Genomic DNA, 20,268 nt, shown 5'->3' on the forward strand with positions numbered 1-20,268 from the left:
ACAGGTATATTTTTATCCTAGTAGAGTGGTAGGGGGGTTGTTAGAAATGGGTAACTGCACAGTGGTATTAGCTGAGAAGCCGAGCCAAGCTAGAGCTTATTCAGATGCCTTCAAAGGTACGAAAAGGGAAAATGGGTATATATCCGTCCAAGACGACCGCTTCTTTTCAGGAGAAGCTTATATTACGTGGGGATTCGGACATTTGGTTTCTTTGGTCATGCCAGGACAATATAAAAAAGAATGGGAGAATTGGAGTTTAGAACATCTTCCTATTCTGCCAGAACAGTTTCAATACGAAGTACCCAACGACAAAAAAGCTCAGTTTACTATTGTAAAAAGCTTATTAAAAAAAGCGACGGACATTGTGATTGCTACCGATAGTGATCGGGAAGGCGAGAATATTGCTCGTAGCATCATTAGAGAAGCTGGAGCTGATCATAAACCAACGAAACGACTTTGGATTAATTCGTTAGAAGTAGAAGAGGTACAAAAAGGGTTTCAAACACTAAAAGACGGTTCTACCTTTCTATCAAGATATGAAGAAGCTCAAGCTAGACAACTAGGAGATTGGTTGGTAGGCATGAACGCAAGCCCTTTGTTTTCCTTGATTTTACAAAAGAGAGGAATACGAGAAACTTTTAGTGTCGGTCGAGTTCAAACACCGACTTTGTACATGATATTTTCGAGACAAATGGAAATTAAACATTTCAAGCCGCAGCCTTTTTTCGAGCTGTTTGCAGATATAAATGTTCGAAATGACCAATTTCAAACCAAATATAGCGGACGTTTCGATCATAAACAAGATATTCAAACATTATTGGATCAACATAACGTCCAGAATAATGAAAATACATCTATCACAAGATTACAAAAAGACTTAAAAGAAACCAAATCCCCTAAATTGCATAGCTTAAGTACTCTTCAAACGAAGGCAAATAAAAAGTGGAGATATAGCCCTTCAGATGTACTGAAAATTATGCAATCTTTGTACGAAAGGAAAATATTGACATATCCACGTACTGATTCCAATTTTATTACTGAAAGTGAATTCAACTATCTAAAAGCCAATCTTGAAGGATATAAAAAGGTAGCTAATGTAGAATTCGATCTTGCTTTTTCAGAACCTCAGAAAAGATATGTTGATGGAAGTAAAGTCCAAGAACATCACGCCATCATCCCGACAAAGACCATTCCAACAATAGAATCCATACAACAATTAAATGAGAAAGAAAAAAATATTTATTTTGAAGTGCTACTTACCACATTAGCTATGTTTGCTTCCAACTATCAATATGAAGAAACCATAGTTGAAGTCGATATTAAAGGGCTTCTTTTCAAAGCAAGTGGAAAGATTGAGAAATCCAGAGGGTGGAAACAGCTTTTCTCCAATGAAACCGAAGATAAAGATGAAAAAGAAGAAAATACGAAGCTACCAGTACTGGAAGAAGGTGAATCGGCTGTAGCCGATATTAAAACTAAAGAGGGCGTTACGAAGCCGCCTAAACCATACACCGAGGGTCAGTTGATAAATATGATGAAGACAGCAGGTAAAGGTGTTGAGGACACAGAATCTCAAAAAATATTAAAGGAAACCGAAGGGATCGGAACCGAAGCAACAAGAGCGAATATTATTGAAACGTTAAAAAACCAGAAATACATTCTTATCAAGAAGAATAACGTTGAAGTTACAAAAAAAGGCGAAATACTCTGTCAAGCGGTAGACGGGAATTTACTATCAAAACCTGACATGACGGCTGAATGGGAGAAATATTTAAAGCTCATTGGAAAAGGAACAAAAAAACAAAGTGGCTTTCTTAAAAATATCGAGAAATTTATTCATCTGCTTATTGAAAAAACACCAGAACATCTTGCTACTTCGAATATTGATCAAATAATTGAAGGAGTGAAAGAAGAGGAGTTTATTAGTTCTTGCCCTGTTTGTGGTACAGGTAAATTTGCAGACAAAGGAAAATTCTATGGTTGTAACAACTATTCTGCAGGATGTAAAGCTTCTTTACCAAAGCAATTTGCTGGAAAAAACCTTTCAATAAATATGGTGAAACTTCTTTTAGAAAAGGGTAAAACGAATAAACTGAAAGGATTTAAAAAGAAAGACAAGTCAGGTACATTTGACGCGAGTTTAAAAGTTGAGATTGATACAGGAAATAAACAAATGAAAATTGGGTTTGATTTTGAAAAAAGGAATAGGAGCCGACCGAACGCTAACGTAGTTCATTAGGACAAGCGTGGTTCATGATAGTCTAGTTTAGATGATTTCAGTCTCTGAAAAGTAATCAATAATTAGGAGGAACAAGATGGTCGATACTCAGGAGATCATAGAAAGGTTGAATAAGCATATCAGATCGTTTGATGATTTTCTAAATAAATTGGTACAGAAAGAAGCAATCGATAGAGAAGATTTTAGAAAAGCAGAGGAGTTAAACCAAGGAGTAATTGCAGAACTAATTAAAATAGAAAGTTATATACCTTTGATTATTCAAGTGTTCGAACTAACGGCGAGTGATCGAATTCAAATCGAAATGATGTTAGAAAAATTAGAATCTCAGCGGGAAAAATTTCGAGAGCTACTGATCTAGGTGGAAGGGCTATCGCACTTTTTAAAAAGGATGAAAAAAAGTTGATAAACGTAATCAAAAATTAAATCACTAAGGAGGAAAACCCATGCCCCACGAAATTATTTTGACAGGAAAAGCTACGAGTTCATTAAGGTGCGAAGGACAAACTTATACGTTCGATATGCGTGAGTCTGGTTCACCTAATGCCCCTAAAGGGTTGCCATCTAGTACAGATATTAGTTATACCGTTTTTGCCAATAAAAAACAGTTACAACAGGCGAATATCACCGAAGAAACGATCAAAACGGAGCAACTACTTGTACAAGGTGAACCAACTCTAGATATTTCGATCGATCAATGCCCTGGTGAAATTGCAGTTATTGCTTTTCAGCTACAAATTATAGAGAAAAAGCAAAAGAAAGCTCCAAAAGAGCGAAAGGAAGAAAAGAAGGTCATTCAAGCACCTAAAGGAACAACTGACTTTTTAGATTTGGAAGAGATTATAGTGCCAGAAAAGTTCTTGATGTTTTCTCCTCGGAAAGAGAAGATCGATGAAAAAATGAAGTACCTCGAAGAAAATGGGACGATTGATCAGCCACTTCTCGTTCATTCGGAAACCAAATTGCTACAAGATGGCTATTCGCGGTATATCGCTGCTAAAGAAATGAAAGAAAAAAAGGTACCTGTTCGGTACGTGGAGGAAAAAGTTTTTCAGTAGATGAATGGAGAGGTCGTGGTGGAGAAGGGAATATAATTGAAATTGGTTATTGAAAATCTATTACTCTTTCTCTATCATAAAGAGTAATAGGAAAAATTAAGTAACTTCGTATCAATATATGTAATATTCAGTCAATTGAACTACCCCCCATGGGGGATTCCTGAGAACACCAGTGTAACCACCAGTTATTGAGCAGGCTCTACCCGTAGTCCCTACGGTGAAAGCTTTTTAATATCTTGTACATTCGAACCGCCACACTTCCTACTTTAGCTTGGTTTTCGCAACTTCGGTAAGTGTGGATGCGTAGAACGTTGAAGATTTTACGTTGCAGACGTCTATTCCTGCAACAACCTCATATCTTCAGTTTTCAAAGAACGTGTACTGACTTATTATATCATTTTCGTACGAACTTTCGTTCTAGAAAATGATTGCAATTCATCTCCCCCTTATCGTTGGGCTACGCCCTTCACACGCTTGAAGAGGGAGTTTTCTTACCAAAAATGATAAAAAAGAGCATGAAAAAAGAACTCCCTCTCGCCAAAGTTGAAGTTCTTCTTTCTAAGGAACCGGACCAGGAAAAGTCCGTAACATTTAATTGATACTTTTATTTTAGGGGATTACTATAAACTTTTCAAGTGTGTTTTTAAGGAAATACTGAAAAGGTATAGTTCGTTGTGTTTTTTGATTCCCGAAATAAAAATATCATAGTCCTGGCTCGCCTGCTCTAAAAATGAGGAGGCTTTTGTTGTGGGTTCAGAACAGTTATCTTTGTTCGATTACGATGAAGCAAGACGACATATATTATTCCATCATGATAAGGCAGATGGATGGGTAGCTCTTGCTAAAAAAGAGAAGAGCGGGAAGTATAGTCAGTATCATTATCAACCAGAACAATTAGCAGAGCAGTTGACGACATGGTTGGGAGAAGATGTCTATTACTCTCAAAATACCTTCTATAAGCCTTCCAGAAGGATTGAGAACATCAGGCAGCTCCGGTCATTATATGTGGATGTCGATTGTCATCACATTAATAGAAATCCAGAGCATGTTGTGGCTGAGTTAGAGATGGATTACTTCCAGTCTTCTATTCCTACTCCTAACATCATCATTTTTTCAGGTCGTGGTGCTGTTCTAATATGGATGATTAATGCTGTCACCTACAAGGCTCTTCCTTTATGGAATTCTGTTCAGAAGTACCTTTTTAAGCAGCTAGAGCAGTTTGGAGCGGATAAGAAAAGTCTTGATGCTGCTAGAGTGTTTAGAATAGCTGGTTCGATTAATAGTAAGTCTAACAAGTTGGTTCGAGTCGATTACAGACATGATTACATACATACATTGAGAGAAATACAGCAAGAATACCTCCCAGAACTGGAACCAAAGAAGAAAAAGCCAGGTCGTAAGCCGAACATTATGCAAATGCACAATGTTTATCGTCTTCACTGGGCTAGGTTGCTGGACCTTGTTAAGATAGTCGAATTAAGAAACTTCGATATTAAAGGCTATCGTGAGACGGTTTTATTTTTGTATCGTTATTGGCAATGTTGCTACTTAAATGATACAGAAGAAGCTCTAAATCAAACGTTGAGCTTTAATGAGGACCTAAAGCAACCGTTACCTGAACATGAGGTTATACGTGCTACCCGAAGCGCTGAGAAGGCGTGGGAAGCAAAAAATGATGAGAATGCGAATCGTATAGCTCGTGAAAAAGGATATCCTGGGGCTGGGTATAATCTAAAGAATAGCACGATCGTCGAATGGTTAGATATTACAAAAGAAGAACAGTGGCATTTGAAGACCATCATCGATAAAAGTGAAAAACAAAGAAGAAACACGGAATACCAAAGAGAGAAGCGAAGAGAAGAAGGGGTCCAGAAGCGCTCTGAATATCTTAAACAAGTAAAGAATAAGACAAATGATAAATTGGAACAACTGAGAGCATTATTAGAGGAGAATCCAAAGATGAAACAAAAAGAAATCGCTGATAAACTAGGGGTTTCAGATAGATATATTCGAAAGTTAAAAAAACAATTATAAAAGCGGAACAGGTCTGTCAGCTTACATTATGGGGCGTTAGCCTGTTTCTCAACTGTTCTACAACGGAGAGGAAACATCTAGACTGTGTTTAGTGTTATCCTCTTTTTTTTCTGGGGTGGAACAGGTTTGTCAGCTTATAAGGCTTCGTTTTATGTGCACTTATTAGGTTTAGACGGTCTTTTAACAGGCTAGTTTCTCTGGTACGTTTATTTCTTACTTACCGTAGAAATAAACGTACCAGAGAACTACACTAGGTCATTTTTGGTTACATCTTCTACGTAACAACCGACACTGCTATGAGTTTTTGATCGAAAAAAGCTACACGACTTAATACTAAGTTTAAAGCCTTGAGTTGTTCATTGGTGGAGGACAAAGCCTCGGCCCTAGGACAGGGCGAAGGCAAGCGGAAGCGCGGCAGGGATAGAGGATAGAAAGTATAAATACTTAGATTATAAAGCCTTTTAATTTCACGTACTATACTACGGTATATGAAATTATATGTGATGAGGTCTGTGTAGCAATGGAGAATTATTACGGAGGTTCTATTAATGAGTGATCCAAATAAATTTGAGGATGTCCCTGGAGGTGAGAGTATTAGTTATAACAATTGGGATACTTTATAGGGATACTAGAAACTCTTTTATATAAACAAGTAGAAGAAATGACTGGAATTTCTAAAAGTACTTTGATCAGAGCTAAAAGAAAGGTAGTGAAATGACATTAACAAGTCTTAATCGGTAATATAAAGAATACAGTTTAAGGTTAAAGAGCTACTTTAATCCAGAATAATGTGAGAATTTGTGTGTGTTTTTTCCTTTAAAAAGTAAAAGGCAAGCATTGAATGCTTACCTTGAAGAGTAATTCTCCTAATTCATTTCTATAAGGCTCGATCACAGGGTTGCTGCTCTAGTCCGTCATAAGGATTACAATAAATGTAAAATAAACAGATGAAATTAATTCTTTTAGCTCTCTTGCTGGTGTTCCCCTATCAAAATTATACTAGAAATAAACACCATAGATTAGAGGGGAAAGTATTGAAACGAAACTGGGGTACGGCAACCAAAACGACTTTCAACCGCCACAATGAAAGTATTTACAATAAACAAAATGCTACTTACCTTGTCTGGAAGATTTTACACATGTGGCACCTCATTCCTCGAATTGTTTCCGCACTCCTTACAACGAAAATAAGCGATCTTGTTATTCATTCTGACCAGAATAACAAGATCGCTTATGTTATTTCATTACTCATTACTTTTCCTAATCCTTTCATTGTTACAAGTAGCTGATTTTTTAAAAAGCACTTAACCTGTTTCATTTTCCATTAGATAATGATTATTTTGATACCCAGTGTATACATAGATACACTTTCGCCTTTCGCTACTCCGGTGGAATCACCCTCTTTTCTATGTATTAGCTATTGCTTGTACTAATTATATAAAAGAAGCTCCTTATTGTAAATGCTAAAAATTAAAAAAATTCAGAAAAATTGTTCATTTGTAGAAAAATAACTAATTTGTACTTTTTTTATCCTGTTACTAACCTAAAATATTAGTATTATTTTTTCTTTTGTTGTGTTCCATAGAAAAAAAGTTCTTTACTGGAACAGGCTAGTGTTCTTCAACAAACGGGCCAGATAATGGAATAAGACTCGGCAGTTAAATTGGATATTTATGTTAAAATAATTAGAGATTGTGAAGGATTGTACTTAAAGTAACGTGGCAGGTTCATTCAAATAGTATGTTACACAGAATATTGGAGGGTTGAATAATTGAGGTGGATATTGGCTATTCCGTTAATTCTTTTCGGAGCATTTTTGTTCTCATTAACAATCGATAGTATTGGCGAGATAGGAAATATAATTTTAAACATTGTTGGGTTTGGATTTTTATTAGTTGGCGCTATAGTTGGGAGAAGGAAAAAAGAACAACAATCATAATCACCTTCTTAAATTAACGGGAGCTTGAACGAAAGAGCAGGAGTTGTCGTTAAAGGCAGCTCCTATTGCTTATTTCGCTAAAGGGCGCAGGATTGTTGAATAATCACTCTGGAAAATATAGGTTGGAAGGGTTGTACTTAAACTGGCAGGATTGTTCAAGAAGATAAGGGGAGTGTGATTACTTGTTAAAAATTCTACGTTATGTTTTATCAGTGGTAGTTATTTTATTTGCTGCATATGGACTAATTACTCAAAATTTTAAATATAGCCATATTATGATGTTTTTCTTTGGTTTAACGATGTTAGTTATGGGATTAGAAGAATTTCGAAAAGAGCGAATAGCGTATGGTTGGTTATTTGTTGTTGTTTTTTTATTTTCATTATTTGTATCAATTCAAGGTTTTTTATTAAGCTAACGGATGCAAGAGTTGAGCGATTAGGTGATACACTTGAAAGTATCACCTATTTCTTGTTCAACGAGGCAGGTTACTTTAAGAGGGTTTCAATTATTTTTTATTGAAGTAACTCTAAGAACCTTAATAAAAAAAGATTGGTTGGTGGTAGCTTTCATGAAGTATATGACTATATTTATAATCATTGTATTTATCTTATCTGGCTGTAATAGAGGCTACGATTCGTTGGAAGAAGCAGTACAGAGTCAATGGAAAACCCCGATAGAAATTCTCAATTACGATGTAGAGAAGCAATTAGTTTATTATTTGGACCAGTCTCAACATATCTTAGGTGTTTACCATTATGAGAATGGGAAGTACAGATATGACAATGAACAAAGTGTTGGTATGACTTTCGAATCAGACAGTGGTTTGCCTTTTTTAGTTTCAGCTAACCATTTTGAAGGTGTAGGTAATATAATTCATGGTGCAATTAGAACAGATGAACATGAGGTAGAAAAGTTTGTTATTGAATATAAAAATGGAGAATCTCAGGAAATTAAAGCAAAAAACAATACCTTTATAGCTGAATTTCCATCGTACCTAACAATAAGCGTAGAAGAGCTTTTTACGGAAATTGATAATGCGGTTGGATATGATGAACACGGAGAAATTGTAGAAAGTTGGAATTAGTCTTTCTTATAGAAAATCTTAATTAGACTTTGTGAAGGAGTGTACTTAAACAAACGGGTGGCTTTTCTTCAAGAAGAAACAAAACATTCTATATATGATCTTCCGCAATCAGGGCGCGTTAGCAGAATAACAATTAAATAAAATTTAGTATATGAAGCAACGTAATAAACACATTATGTTGCTTTTTTCTGTCTGCATGTAAATTCCTAACGTTCGTAAAAGTACACTTTTATAGACTGTTAGAAATCTATATTATTTCAGTCCATAATCATATATAATTTATTTTATAGACGTTCATTAAAGATGATATACTTTTTTGGACGTTTTTTGTATAAAAAAGTAATTTTTAAGGGTGAGAGTTTTGAAAAAACGTTTCGGTTATGTAAGAATTTCCAGTAAAGACCAAAATGAAGCAAGGCAGATAAAAAACATTTTAAATGCAGGAGTTAATGAGAGAGATATTTACATAGATAAGCAAAGTGGGAAAAATTTTGATCGACCTCAATACCAAGCTTTAAAAGATCCTAGTCGTTTAAGAGAAGGAGATACCATTGTATTTGATTCCATTACTCGAATGGGGCGTAGTATGGATGATACCTTAAAAGAATATAGATGGTTTGTTGAAAATGGTATTAACCTAGAATTTATAAAGGAACCTATGATTAACACGAATAGTGAAACAGATGATGTAATATTAAAAGCTATCCAGCAAGCTGTACTTGTCATTCTTACTGCATTTGCAGAAAAAGAACGTTCTGATATTCGTGTACGACAAGCTGAAGGAATTGAAGCAGCAAAGAAGAAAGGAACAAAATTTGGACGACCTTTAAAAAGCCTTCCCGAGGAATGGGATGAGCTTTATCTTCAATGGAAAAATGGACAAATAAAGGCTATAGAATTTATGGAACTTGTTGAAATGAAAAAATCAACTTTTTATAAAAAGGTAAATGAATACGAACTACTTAATCCCAAACGTTCTTCTTAAACAAATTCAATTTTATTTTGTGAACCTGCCTGAAGACTTTTCGCAGGGTTAATCCTGATTTTACCTTTAGGTTAAGATTAGGACCTTCTGAATTTTGAATCGAATGGTAAATTATAAGGCTATATAGTTTTTATTTCGTTGTAGAACGATTCTCAAGCATGTTTTTTGGGGGATCTCTCTTTTTTATGTAATTAATATGAAATTATTGAAGAAAAAGTTATGTTTCGATTTTCGCTTATGATGCTTTCGTTATAACGATCTTCCGCAATAGAGCATATAATGGAGTAACTTCTTGTGCAAAAAATCGAAAATTGAAAATTGAAATATTGTTATTAGGTTAATGGGAAAGATTGTGGAAGACTCAGTTTCAGGATAAACAGGTATCTATGGTGACAAGTTAATACGAAATGTTAAATTTAACTTACTATGTACAAATGGAGTTAAATGATTATTTGTCAATAAGGGGTCCAGACAACATTTTAACCCTTTTATACATTAAGACATTTTTTCCATTTTATGATACATAATAAAACTGATCTATACAATAAGTATCATTTAAAAACTATGAAGTTCAAATGAATATACTAAACTGCCAAAAAACCTTAATAAACCAAGGGATAGCAACTTTTAGCCAATTATACTTAAATACATTGAGTATCATTGACACGAAAGGTTGGCTTAGAGTAATAAAAATGGGATTTCAGATTCCATAAATTGTCTTAACGTATATTCCCGTCAAAATGTTGGCGGTACCCCAACTATAAGGAGCAATAATTTATGAATACTTCTACACAATCATTTGATCATCTCATTAAAATCATCAATGAATCTGCAGGTACTATCCAACGTGATCGTGGTACTTACTTTGAACAGTTAGTACAGATATATTTGCAAAATGAACCAATCTACAAGAATCTATATTCTGATGTTTGGCAACTAAAAGATGTACCAAAAGAATATGGTATACCTAAGAAAGATACTGGCGTGGACTTGGTTGCCAAAAACCGTAATACGGGTGAACTAACTGCAATCCAAGCCAAATTTTATCAAGGAAAAGTCGGCAAGGCTGAAATCAATTCATTTATTGCAGAGCTTGGTAAAAGCTATTATAGTGCGGGTATGATTGTCTCTACTACTGATGAATGGAATCAAAATGCACTTGACACAGTCGATTCTCAAACCAAGCAAGTTCAAAAAATTGGGTTATCTGATTTGCGGCACTCAAAAGTTGATTGGTCTTCTGTAGATTTTGAAAAACCTAAAGAGATTATTGTAAAGTCTTACAAAAACACACGTGATTATCAAGCTAAAGCGATTGAACTTGCAAAAGAGTATTTTAAGACGCATGACCGTGGAATGCTTGTTATGGCACCAGGAACAGGTAAGACATTTACCTCACTAAAAATGGTAGAACAGTTTGCTAAAGACAGTGGTCAAAAAGTTTATAATGTATTGTATCTTGTACCGAGTATTCAACTTTTAACACAAACACTGTTTGGCTGGAATGCTGATAGTTCTGACGATTTCAATTTTAATTCATTTGCTGTTACATCTGATAGAAAAGCAACTAAGAAAAAAGCGAATGACGATGATGCTGACATCTTAGCAACTGATATTGGTTTTCCAGCTACGACAAATGCAAATGAGGTTGTCAAAAATTATCAATCATTGAAATATGAGAGTGACAAAGTGACGTTGAACGTTATTTTTAGCACTTATCAATCAATCGACGTTATCCATCAAGCGCAAGATCTGGGATATCCTGAATTTGACTTTATTGTGTCAGATGAAGCACATAGAACAACAGGCTTTAAGGAGCAAGGTCAAGAAGATAGTACCTTTACGAAAGTTCATAGCAACGCTAACGTTAAAGGAAAACTTAGACTCTACCAAACAGCAACACCAAAAATTTATTCAGATGATGCCAAATCAAAAGGCGTTGAAAAGTCTGTTGTTATTTCCTCTATGGATGATGAATCTATTTTTGGTACAGAAATTTTTCGTTTAGGTTTTGGTGAAGCGGTTGGACGTGGCTATCTGACTGATTACAAAGTAATGGTCTTGACAGTTGAAGAACAAGCGATGACTAAGAATCTCCAAAAGACTCTTGCTGATTCTGAGAACGGATTAAATTTAGATGATGTCGGACGTATTGTTGGTGTTTGGAATGGGATGATTAAACGTGAGGGCGCAACAGGTAAAGTCAGTGGGCAACCAATGAAACGTGCCATTTCCTTTATTGATACCATAGCTAACTCGAAAAAAATCGCTGAAAAATTTAATAATGTAGTGAATGAATATCTTGGCGATAGCGCTGAAGAAAGTTTCCAAATTGATGTTCGCCACGTTGATGGTACTTTGAATGCTTTACAAAAGAAAGAAGCGCTTGATTGGCTTGCAGGTGAAATTGATAATAATGAAGCCCGTGTCTTATCTAATGTTAAATTTTTGACTGAAGGAATTGATGTTCCAAACCTCGATGGAGTTATCTTCTTTGCACCTAAGAAATCGCAAGTAGATATTGTCCAAGCGGTTGGACGTATTATGCGTAAGTTTGACGGAAAAGAATATGGATATATCATTCTGCCGATTGTCATCCCTGCAGGTGTGACGCCTGAAAATGTTCTTGATGACAATAAGACTTATGCAGCTGTTTGGCAGGTATTAAATGCTTTACGCTCTACTGATGAACGTTTTAACGCTATTGTTAATCAACTCCAACTAAACCAGAAAAAGCCTGATAACATCAATATCATTAATCCTGGTAAAGGACGACCTAGAAAACCTTATGTAGAGGGTGAAGATGGACAAGGTGTTGACGTAGAGCAATCAGTTCAAACAGAATTGCAACTTTGGGATGAGATTGAAGATGCTATTTTTGGTAAAATTGTGCAAAAAGTTGGTGATAGACGCTATCTTGAAGATTGGTCAAAAGACGTTAATGAAATTGCTCAACGTTATATCAGATGGATAAATGAAAGACTTGATGATAAAGACAATCCTATCAAGACTGAATTTACTAAGTTTGTTTATGGCTTGCAGCATAATATCAACGAAAGTATCACACAAGACTCTGCCGTTGAAATGCTTGCCCAACATTTAATTACAAAACCAGTATTTGAAGCTCTATTTGATGAATATAGCTTTGTCAATAATAATCCCGTATCGCAAGCAATGGAAACCATTGTTAATGAATTGCAAAAAGCTGGTTTTGAGAAAGAACAAGAAAAACTTGCACCATTTTATGAGTCTGTTAAATTACGTGCGAGTGGTGTCGATAATGCAGAGGGTAAACAAAAAATCATTATTACTCTATACGATAAATTCTTCTCAACTGGGTTCAAATCAACTACTGAACGGTTAGGAATCGTCTTTACACCGATTGAAGTTGTCGATTTCATTGTGAAGTCCGTAGATGATGTGCTGAACAAACATTTTGGTAAGTCGTTAGCCAGTGAAGGTGTGCATATTCTTGATCCGTTTACAGGAACTGGAACCTTTATTGTTCGTACTTTGACCTATCTCAAAGAAAAAATGGATGCTGGTGAGATTACACTTGCAGATATTACACGCAAATTCACCCAAGAATTACATGCCAATGAAATTGTGCTTTTGAGTTATTACATTGCGGCTGTCAATATTGAAGCAACGTTCGATGATATTAATGGTGATGCACAAGGTTATGTGCCTTTTGAAGGTATTGTACTGACTGATACTTTTGACAGCACGGAAAATGAAGATACGCCTGATGATACGTACTTTGGGACTAATGATGAACGTTTGAAGCGTCAGCAAGAAATATCGATTACAGCGATTATTGGGAACCCGCCGTATTCAGCTAAACAAGATAATGAAGATGGTAATCAGGTCAGAATTGATTATCCAATTTTAGATGCTTCGTTGCGAACAAATTGGATTGAGACTTCAATGGCAACTAATAAAAATGGATTACTTGATTCATATATCCGTGCAATGCGTTGGTCAGCAAACAGAATTAAAGGAAATGGAATAATTGGCTTTATTACGAATAGTTCATTTGTTGATGGCATTGCGATGGATGGTATGCGCAAGTCACTCTTAGAAGAATTTTCTGACGTTTATATTATTGACTTAAAAGGTCAAATTCGTCGTCGAAGTAGAGAACAAGCCAAAATTGAAGGCGGTAATATTTTTGACATCATGACTGGTGTCGCTATTACATTACTTGTTAAGGATGATAAAAAATCTGGTAGTGGCAGCCTCCATTATTTAAGTATAGGGGATTGTCTTTCAAAGAATGAAAAACTATCTAAATTGGTTCAATGGGAACGAATTTCAAATATTATCGACGACTTGAAAACTATCATTCCAAATGATAAAAGTGATTGGATAAATCAACGAAATTCAAATTTTGATGAGTTAATTGAAATTGGAAAAAAACGCTCTGATAAAGCGTTATTTATCGACTATACAGGTGGGATAAAAACAGGGCGAGATGCTTGGTCATGGGGATTTAACAAAAAATCCGTTAAAAAGAATACCAAAGAAAGCATTGAGTACTATAACGAAAGTTTGGGAAATACTGAAATTTATAGTGTTGAGACAAATAAGCTGTCATGGACACGTTCATTGAAACAAAGATTTGAGCGAAACGAGAAGCTAACATTTGACGAAACACGAATGTATGTGGGTATGTATCGTCCATTTACTAAAAAGCATGTCTACTACGCGCAAGCGTTAGTTGACAGGCAGTACCAAATGTCTAAGGTACTGCCTGTCAACAATTCTTCAAATCTTATGATTTCACTTTCCAATAAAACAGAAGGGAAACGATTTACTACTTTATTTACTGATGTTTTACCAGACGTGAATTTATTTGCTGGAGGTTCTCAAAATATACCTCAAGTATTGTATGATGATATGGGAAGCTATTCAGCAATTCGTCCTGAGATTTTGAAACAAATTGTTGGCTTGAATGAACAAGATGCAATGTACTATATTTATGGTATTTTCCATTCTAAAGAGTATGCTATAACTTATTTTGATGATTTAGCCAAATCATTTCCTCGTTTGCCTAATGTAAAAAACAAAGAAAAATACGTTGAGATCGGACGGAAACTTGCCGATCTTCATTTGAATTACGAAAATCAACCTAGTTGGGACGGTGTTGAAGTTCAAATCACAGGTGAGCAACTAAAATACCGAGTGAAGAAGATGAAGCATCCGAAAAAAGGTGTTTTGGATACGATTATTTTCAACGAAAATATCACAATTAAAAACATTCCAGAAGTTGCTTACGAGTACGTTGTTAATGGTCGTCCTGCGATTGAATGGATTATTGACCAGTATCAAGTTAAGACCGATAAGAAGTCAGGTATTACTGATGATCCTAACGAATTTAGTGATGACCCCAAGTATATTTTGAATTTGTTGTTGTCTGTGATTACGGTAAGTATGAAGACGATTGAATTGGTCGGGCAGTTGCCTAAGTTTGAGGTGGTTGATGATAGTCAAACTCATCGTGATGAATTTTATCCGCTTGGTAATGATGATGATTTACCAATGGTGGCAGAAAAAAGTGACGAAAATAAATAATATAAAAACTGACCTGTCAAAGTTTTGGCAAGTCAGTTTTTTCAATTATTTAGGGGACAGTTTTGGAACACTTAATCCAATTTCACCCGATTTCAAGTTAATCTGTACCGCTTAATACGCCACAAAATCCCTTTCGGGCTATTTTTTACCTGCCTCCTATGATAGGAAGGGAATAGTGTTTAAGAACAAAATTCAGTAAAACAAAGCGAACCTCTTAGTCCGTCACTTCCAAGATATCAACCCGGGGTAGCACCAACATTTTGACGTAAAACCCACGTTAATACATTTTCTGGTAAAAAAATAGTGTTTTTCCTTACTCTAAGCTAATTCCCTTTAACGTGAATAGTTTTATGAAAAGGGAATTACATTTAGGGAAGGATTAAGGGAACGAAAATTATCTATTTTACAACCATTAGATGGTTACATTAGTATATAACTTCCCTAAAATGGTCGTTATAGGGAAAACCTTTATTTATCAAGGATTTTGTCCTTAGCGTGGGAAATATGATAAATAGTTGGTGGTACCCCAGCATTAAAATTGAGAAATTGGGTTTTATCGTTAACTCAAGAAAAGCGCCCTATTGTTGAAAATCTCCTAGCTTTAATTAATGGTTCCTGCATTAAGCAATCTAAGATTGTTTGGTGTAACTATAAACCATTTAGATAGCTTCCGAACTTGCTAATTTTATTTTTTCAATTATTTTTTCTTGTATGGATTCGCCCATACTAGTAAAAAAGCGTACTTTTTCATCTATAGACCAAGGTGCATCTTCTTTTTCTTTATCATTATGATAACTAGTTAAAATTTTAGGTATTATTTCTAAAAAAGTAATTAAGGTTACTATAGATTTTTTTTCATAATCTTGACGCATTAAATGATTTCCTATATAGGTCTCAAAATCGATGTCAATTGTACCGTTTAAGTCTAAAGATATTTCAACTGTTTCTTTTTCATATTCAATTCTTGGCTTAATAAAAGAAACTTGTTCATTTTCAAATAAAAACGCTAAAGTACTTAAAAGGTTCATAATCTTATTTCCCGTACCCTTAACTTCAGCTAATCTATCATTTGTAGATCCCTTAAAACCTATAATTTTTTGTAATAACAAATGCGAATCCTCATCTAAAGATATTTCACCATAGTTTAGAACCCTGTAAATCATCCATATAAACATGTCCTCACTTATGATGAATGGATTCGGTGTTAGCTCTAACCTTTTGCTATAATTATTAAGTTTCCTTAATATAGTCTTTGTATAATCGCCACCTGAACGATCGGTGATACACTGAGTATTAATACCATCGGTGTAAATTATTATGTAGCCCGATATAGAATAAATTCTTGAAGATCGCATTTCATTAGTTTCTTCACCTGGGCGCACTCTTTCATACTCATATTCTATGTAATTATAAGTAAATTCCTGTTTGTTTAAGGTAATCATCTGATTCTCTTCAAAAAACTTACGAACACGATATCTTAAATAATCATCTGTTAATGGATCTACTTCAGGAGTTAACCAACTCTCGTAATTCAGCATGTTTTCTAAAATTTCCTCCATGCTGTTCCCTGAATTGTCTGTCCATCTTGAAAGTGTCATACAGATACCTCATTTGCTTTTTATTTTTATACCTTTATTTTCCAAAACCACTTTGAAAAATTTAGTGAATAAACCTAACTTTAGTTTAGCTTCTATTAAATCTTTATTCTTTTCATCTGTATTTTTAAGTACGTCAAAGGTTATAGATTCTGTTAGAGATATATTCTCTTTATTTAAGATCAAACTTTCTAAATCAATAAGATATGTATTTTTATCCTCATCAAATGATAAATAAGGCTTTGGCTTGGTTTGAACGTCAATCCAGTGGGGAAAGAAAATTTCTATCTTAGAGGAGAACTTTTTATGTTTTCCTTCAACATTTAGTTTCACGTAAATTTCTTCAGGATTTTCCCGTATTGTTATTTCACTTGTATCTTCTTTTTTATTTAAAATATCTATTTTTATCTGTAACTTTGCACCTTTGTAAAAGTAATAAACAACAGAAAAAAGCATACTTACTAAAATGTTGTAAATTCCAAAATCAAGTGTCCATATGATTTTTTTATCTTCAGTAAAATTTAGAAGTTTTGTTATGGATATATCAAAATAAATAAGTATTATAACGATTATCAGAATGGCGATTGTTCTAAGATTTCTTTTTATTTCACTTTTTATCTCTTCTTTTTTATCTGCCATAGAAATACTTTTCTAATACTGGTTTAATTATTTCACTAAATAATAAATCTAAGTCATCGCCATGAATAATACCATTAGAATAGATTTCGTACCTTTTGTTAGAAAAATAAACGTCGATACTGTTTATATCAATAGATCCACTATCTGCTGCCCATTCTAATTCCTCTCTCAATTTAACAAAAATTAAATTATCACTTTTCAATTTTGAAATAATTGCCTTTACATTATCTTTAACATCGTTGTCAGTGTTATCTGACATATTAACTTTTAAAACCACTCCATTTGACTGTAAAGTAGCATACAAAATATCTGTCATAATTTCGGAATTAATAATAACCTGTTTCAATCCTTCACTTCGCGCTTCTTTTATTACCTGAAAATATTTCTCTTTTTCAGGATCATAGGACCGAAAATTTATATTATTACGTCCCCTGAACAATTTTCCATAACTGTTCATGATTTCCTCCATTGTTAAGGTCATTCTATAATGAATGATTTATTTTTTAGTTCAATTATACTACTTTCAGCAACTTCACACTAACTATATTATGAACTTCCCTCCCCTATTTTACTAACTTCTTTTATTTTTCTGAAAATTCCTTCTTTTTCTCGACAATATGGCCCGTTTGCGGAAGATCGACAGTATGTTTAGTAAAGCACTTTATTCCCATAGAACATGTACATTGTAGAGGGCTTTTTATTTGTCTAAAACAAAAGCAGAAAATGATTATCAAGGCAGTGGTCACGCTGTCTTGATATGTGACGGTTAAAATATATTCATCCGGTTTTGAGTCTTTTTTAAGCACCCCAAAAATCTTCAAAATCAACGTTCTTGTCATATTTCTTTAAAGCTTTGATTATTTTCATTCCATTTTTTATTGATGGTTTAAAGGCATTTCCTTTGGATAATCTAGAAATCGTTGTATCAGAAACCTTAGCTTCTTTAGCAATTTCCGTTTGTGTAATCCTGTGTTTTTGCAGAAAGTGTCCGAATTTCGAACCTCTACGACCAATTCCAAACATATCTATTCATCTCCTGAACTATTTTTCTTATCATCAATTTGGTCAAAAATTCCACTAATTATACATTCACGTTAAAGTTAAATTTAAATTGTAGTAATTTTTGCGACAATTTTATTTTTACGTTAATTTCAGTTCTAACCCAATTTTATTGTCCATATCCTTTATCAGAGACGTTAGCAAGACACTAATAGGACATAAGGAGATGATAATAATGAACTTTGAACAATTAATGGAGATGGTAAAAACAGCAGACATATACCTTACAGAAGAGGGACGTAAGTGGTTAGAGTACCTTCGAGAAGAATCTGTTAAGGAGGGTGCTTAATGACTTACAGACCTACTATTCGTTACCCAAATGAATACAAGGAACATATTAATCAATTATTCCATTGCACTCATCTAGATAGAAATCAAATCATGAGGTTAGCATTTCATGTTGCTGCACATAGTAAGGAGTTTAAAAATCTTTTAAGCAATCATCTAAAACAAAATTCTTCTTTTCCTATCCCAAACTTCCTCCTCTCTAATCAAGATTTGTGGCTATCCACCCAGGAATCCACCGTGGTTGCTGCTTCGGAAGAGGGGGGACCCATAAATGGAGGGAGGTACGTAAATGAGACGTACAGACAGAATGTTGAAAATGATGCTACTGGAAGAGTTAATGAGAGAGGAACAAATGCTCAGAATACCCGTTCAGAGAAAACGAGACTCGATGGGGAGATTCGTTCCAGACCATCCAGAGGATACGATGTACAACGAACAACTGGCGGAGGAATTAGTGTCCGATTCGGATGATGATTATGAGTTGGATTTAATAAAAGTTCGAGATAATGGGGGGTATTCTTCTTACGAAGTTAGAAAGAAGGATGAAGATAACCTATTCGAAAAAATGGTTCTTTGGGGCTTCGGTATTTCTTTTTTAATTGCTTTTTTTAAATTTTAATAGGAATATGCCTTGCAACGACCTTAATACGTCTGTCGTGCGTCCAGGTCGTTGCATGATGTATATTCGAGATACAGTTTGTCCTACAACCGAACGTACTGTAAAAATTCGTTCGTATTTGTTATACTCAAAATAAGAACGTATATTCGAGGTGTGGTAATTTGTTTGAATATGATGAAAAGGCAAATTTTTTCGGATACGAGTGTCCCAGTTGTAAATTCACCAGCAAAGACATGAGCGATTTCAAAAATGTTAAAGAAAATAACATGATTCATCTTTATTGTCGTCGATGCAAGGTCTTCGTCAACGGAGAACCAATTGATCAGTTACAATAAAGATGGTTAATTCTGCCCTTATAACCACACAAAAACTGGGCCTTATAGTTGATTTATCAAGCTTTAGCTTGACTTTCAGCCTTTAGGCTGATGATTTTTGCAAACAATTAAGGAGCTGTATATATATATTGATCTTTTTATTTAGATTTGACGTAGAAAACAATGGGATCAACTTTATTCTCAACGAAGAAATCGCAAGAGACATGTATCCAGACTTAGAAGAAATGCTGAGACCCCTTGTCCTTTCCACTTGTACCGTATTGGAACACTACAGAATGTATAGGGCAAGCAATCCTATCATGAAAGGTCAAATCTTAGATACTGGGGAGTTTGAAGTCAATCTTAGCTCCGGACTCGGACAATACATTGATCCATACACCAAAAATCAAATTCTTTTTGAGAACGCTAAACTGATATCCGATATTTTAGTACAGGTGATGAATCGGCGTACTTTAGAGAATCGATAATTGGATCTCATTTTCAGTTATTCTACCTTTTCGGGAAATCAAGACTAAAACACCCAATAAGGAATTTTATGTTGTTGTTCATCTTTGAATAGGCAGTCGTTAAGTTATATTTATTTAACTTAACGACTGTCTTTTTTTCTTTAGAAATAAAGGTAAGGCACGAGAACAAAAGATGTAAGATCAAGTGATAGTAAGGACTAGGACATAGTTGGGGCGCCCTATGGGTCTGCTCATAGACTGTAAGATTGCCAAGATCACGCAACCTAACATTCTATGGCATCTCGATTCCCTCTAAAACACAAGCGAACAACAGACTGTAAGATGGATGGCCAACTACAAAAAAAATCGTGTAGTT

Annotated in this window: 16 protein-coding genes and 1 pseudogene; 13 read left to right on the plus strand and 4 right to left on the minus strand. The window is 34.6% G+C overall.

Features of this window, described 5'->3' with window-relative positions; translation table 11 throughout:
- The first annotated feature begins 46 nt into the window (after positions 1 to 46).
- From SAY88_RS16405 to SAY88_RS16455, 11 genes and pseudogenes are all read left to right on the plus strand, one after another.
- Entirely contained in the window at positions 47 to 2,239 is a 2,193-nt protein-coding gene (locus SAY88_RS16405; RefSeq protein ID WP_332633107.1) for a type IA DNA topoisomerase, read from the plus strand.
- A gap of 76 nt (positions 2,240 to 2,315) precedes the next feature.
- The gene (locus SAY88_RS16410; protein WP_332633109.1) at positions 2,316 to 2,597 is read left to right on the plus strand and encodes a hypothetical protein; all 282 of its coding nucleotides are present in this window, start codon (positions 2,316 to 2,318) and stop codon (positions 2,595 to 2,597) included.
- Between the two features lie 85 nt (positions 2,598 to 2,682).
- Positions 2,683 to 3,294 carry a plasmid stabilization protein gene (locus SAY88_RS16415; protein WP_332633110.1) on the plus strand — a complete coding sequence of 204 codons (612 nt, stop codon included), beginning with the start codon at positions 2,683 to 2,685 and terminating at the stop codon, positions 3,292 to 3,294.
- A 747-nt stretch (positions 3,295 to 4,041) separates the two neighbouring features.
- On the plus strand, positions 4,042 to 5,328 hold the full coding sequence (locus SAY88_RS16420) for a winged helix-turn-helix domain-containing protein (protein ID WP_332633112.1): 1,287 nt from the start codon (positions 4,042 to 4,044) through the stop codon (positions 5,326 to 5,328).
- Between the two features lie 625 nt (positions 5,329 to 5,953).
- A pseudogene (locus SAY88_RS16425) lies at positions 5,954 to 6,046 on the plus strand (recombinase family protein); the annotation flags it as partial.
- Between the two features lie 316 nt (positions 6,047 to 6,362).
- Positions 6,363 to 6,617: a hypothetical protein gene (locus tag SAY88_RS16430; protein ID WP_332633113.1), complete on the plus strand. Its 255-nt coding sequence runs from the start codon at positions 6,363 to 6,365 to the stop codon at positions 6,615 to 6,617.
- Between the two features lie 482 nt (positions 6,618 to 7,099).
- Positions 7,100 to 7,267, plus strand: coding sequence for an LPXTG cell wall anchor domain-containing protein (locus tag SAY88_RS16435; RefSeq protein WP_332633114.1), 168 nt, complete (start codon positions 7,100 to 7,102; stop codon positions 7,265 to 7,267).
- 182 nt (positions 7,268 to 7,449) lie between these two features.
- On the plus strand, positions 7,450 to 7,683 hold the full coding sequence (locus SAY88_RS16440; protein ID WP_332633116.1) for a DUF3953 domain-containing protein: 234 nt from the start codon (positions 7,450 to 7,452) through the stop codon (positions 7,681 to 7,683).
- A gap of 153 nt (positions 7,684 to 7,836) precedes the next feature.
- Positions 7,837 to 8,352 carry a hypothetical protein gene (locus SAY88_RS16445; RefSeq protein WP_332633117.1) on the plus strand — a complete coding sequence of 172 codons (516 nt, stop codon included), beginning with the start codon at positions 7,837 to 7,839 and terminating at the stop codon, positions 8,350 to 8,352.
- A gap of 361 nt (positions 8,353 to 8,713) precedes the next feature.
- On the plus strand, positions 8,714 to 9,337 hold the full coding sequence (locus SAY88_RS16450) for a recombinase family protein (protein ID WP_431308884.1): 624 nt from the start codon (positions 8,714 to 8,716) through the stop codon (positions 9,335 to 9,337).
- Between the two features lie 777 nt (positions 9,338 to 10,114).
- Positions 10,115 to 14,911: a DEAD/DEAH box helicase gene (locus tag SAY88_RS16455; RefSeq protein ID WP_332633120.1), complete on the plus strand. Its 4,797-nt coding sequence runs from the start codon at positions 10,115 to 10,117 to the stop codon at positions 14,909 to 14,911.
- A gap of 659 nt (positions 14,912 to 15,570) precedes the next feature.
- Here SAY88_RS16455 and SAY88_RS16460 read toward each other — a convergent pair.
- The 4 genes from SAY88_RS16460 to SAY88_RS16475 form a co-directional block, all read right to left on the minus strand.
- Positions 15,571 to 16,509 (minus strand): hypothetical protein, encoded by a 939-nt coding sequence (locus SAY88_RS16460; RefSeq protein WP_332633122.1) that lies wholly within the window; start codon positions 16,507 to 16,509, stop codon positions 15,571 to 15,573.
- 9 nt (positions 16,510 to 16,518) lie between these two features.
- Entirely contained in the window at positions 16,519 to 17,145 is a 627-nt protein-coding gene (locus tag SAY88_RS16465) for a hypothetical protein (protein ID WP_332633124.1), read from the minus strand.
- The gene (locus SAY88_RS16470; RefSeq protein WP_332633125.1) at positions 17,135 to 17,602 is read right to left on the minus strand and encodes a hypothetical protein; all 468 of its coding nucleotides are present in this window, start codon (positions 17,600 to 17,602) and stop codon (positions 17,135 to 17,137) included. The genes SAY88_RS16465 and SAY88_RS16470 overlap by 11 nt, the downstream gene beginning before the upstream one ends.
- Before the next feature lie 341 nt (positions 17,603 to 17,943).
- Complete coding sequence (locus tag SAY88_RS16475) at positions 17,944 to 18,168, minus strand: helix-turn-helix transcriptional regulator (protein WP_332633127.1); 225 nt, start codon at positions 18,166 to 18,168, stop codon at positions 17,944 to 17,946.
- 613 nt (positions 18,169 to 18,781) lie between these two features.
- Here SAY88_RS16475 and SAY88_RS16480 point away from each other — a divergent pair.
- Entirely contained in the window at positions 18,782 to 19,111 is a 330-nt protein-coding gene (locus tag SAY88_RS16480; RefSeq protein WP_332633129.1) for a hypothetical protein, read from the plus strand.
- 463 nt (positions 19,112 to 19,574) lie between these two features.
- Positions 19,575 to 19,913 (plus strand): hypothetical protein, encoded by a 339-nt coding sequence (locus SAY88_RS16485; RefSeq protein ID WP_332633131.1) that lies wholly within the window; start codon positions 19,575 to 19,577, stop codon positions 19,911 to 19,913.
- Positions 19,914 to 20,268 lie beyond the last annotated feature (355 nt).

The sequence above is a fragment of the Halalkalibacter flavus genome (assembly GCF_036663575.1).
Lineage (GTDB): Bacteria > Bacillota > Bacilli > Bacillales > Bacillaceae_D > Halalkalibacter > Halalkalibacter flavus.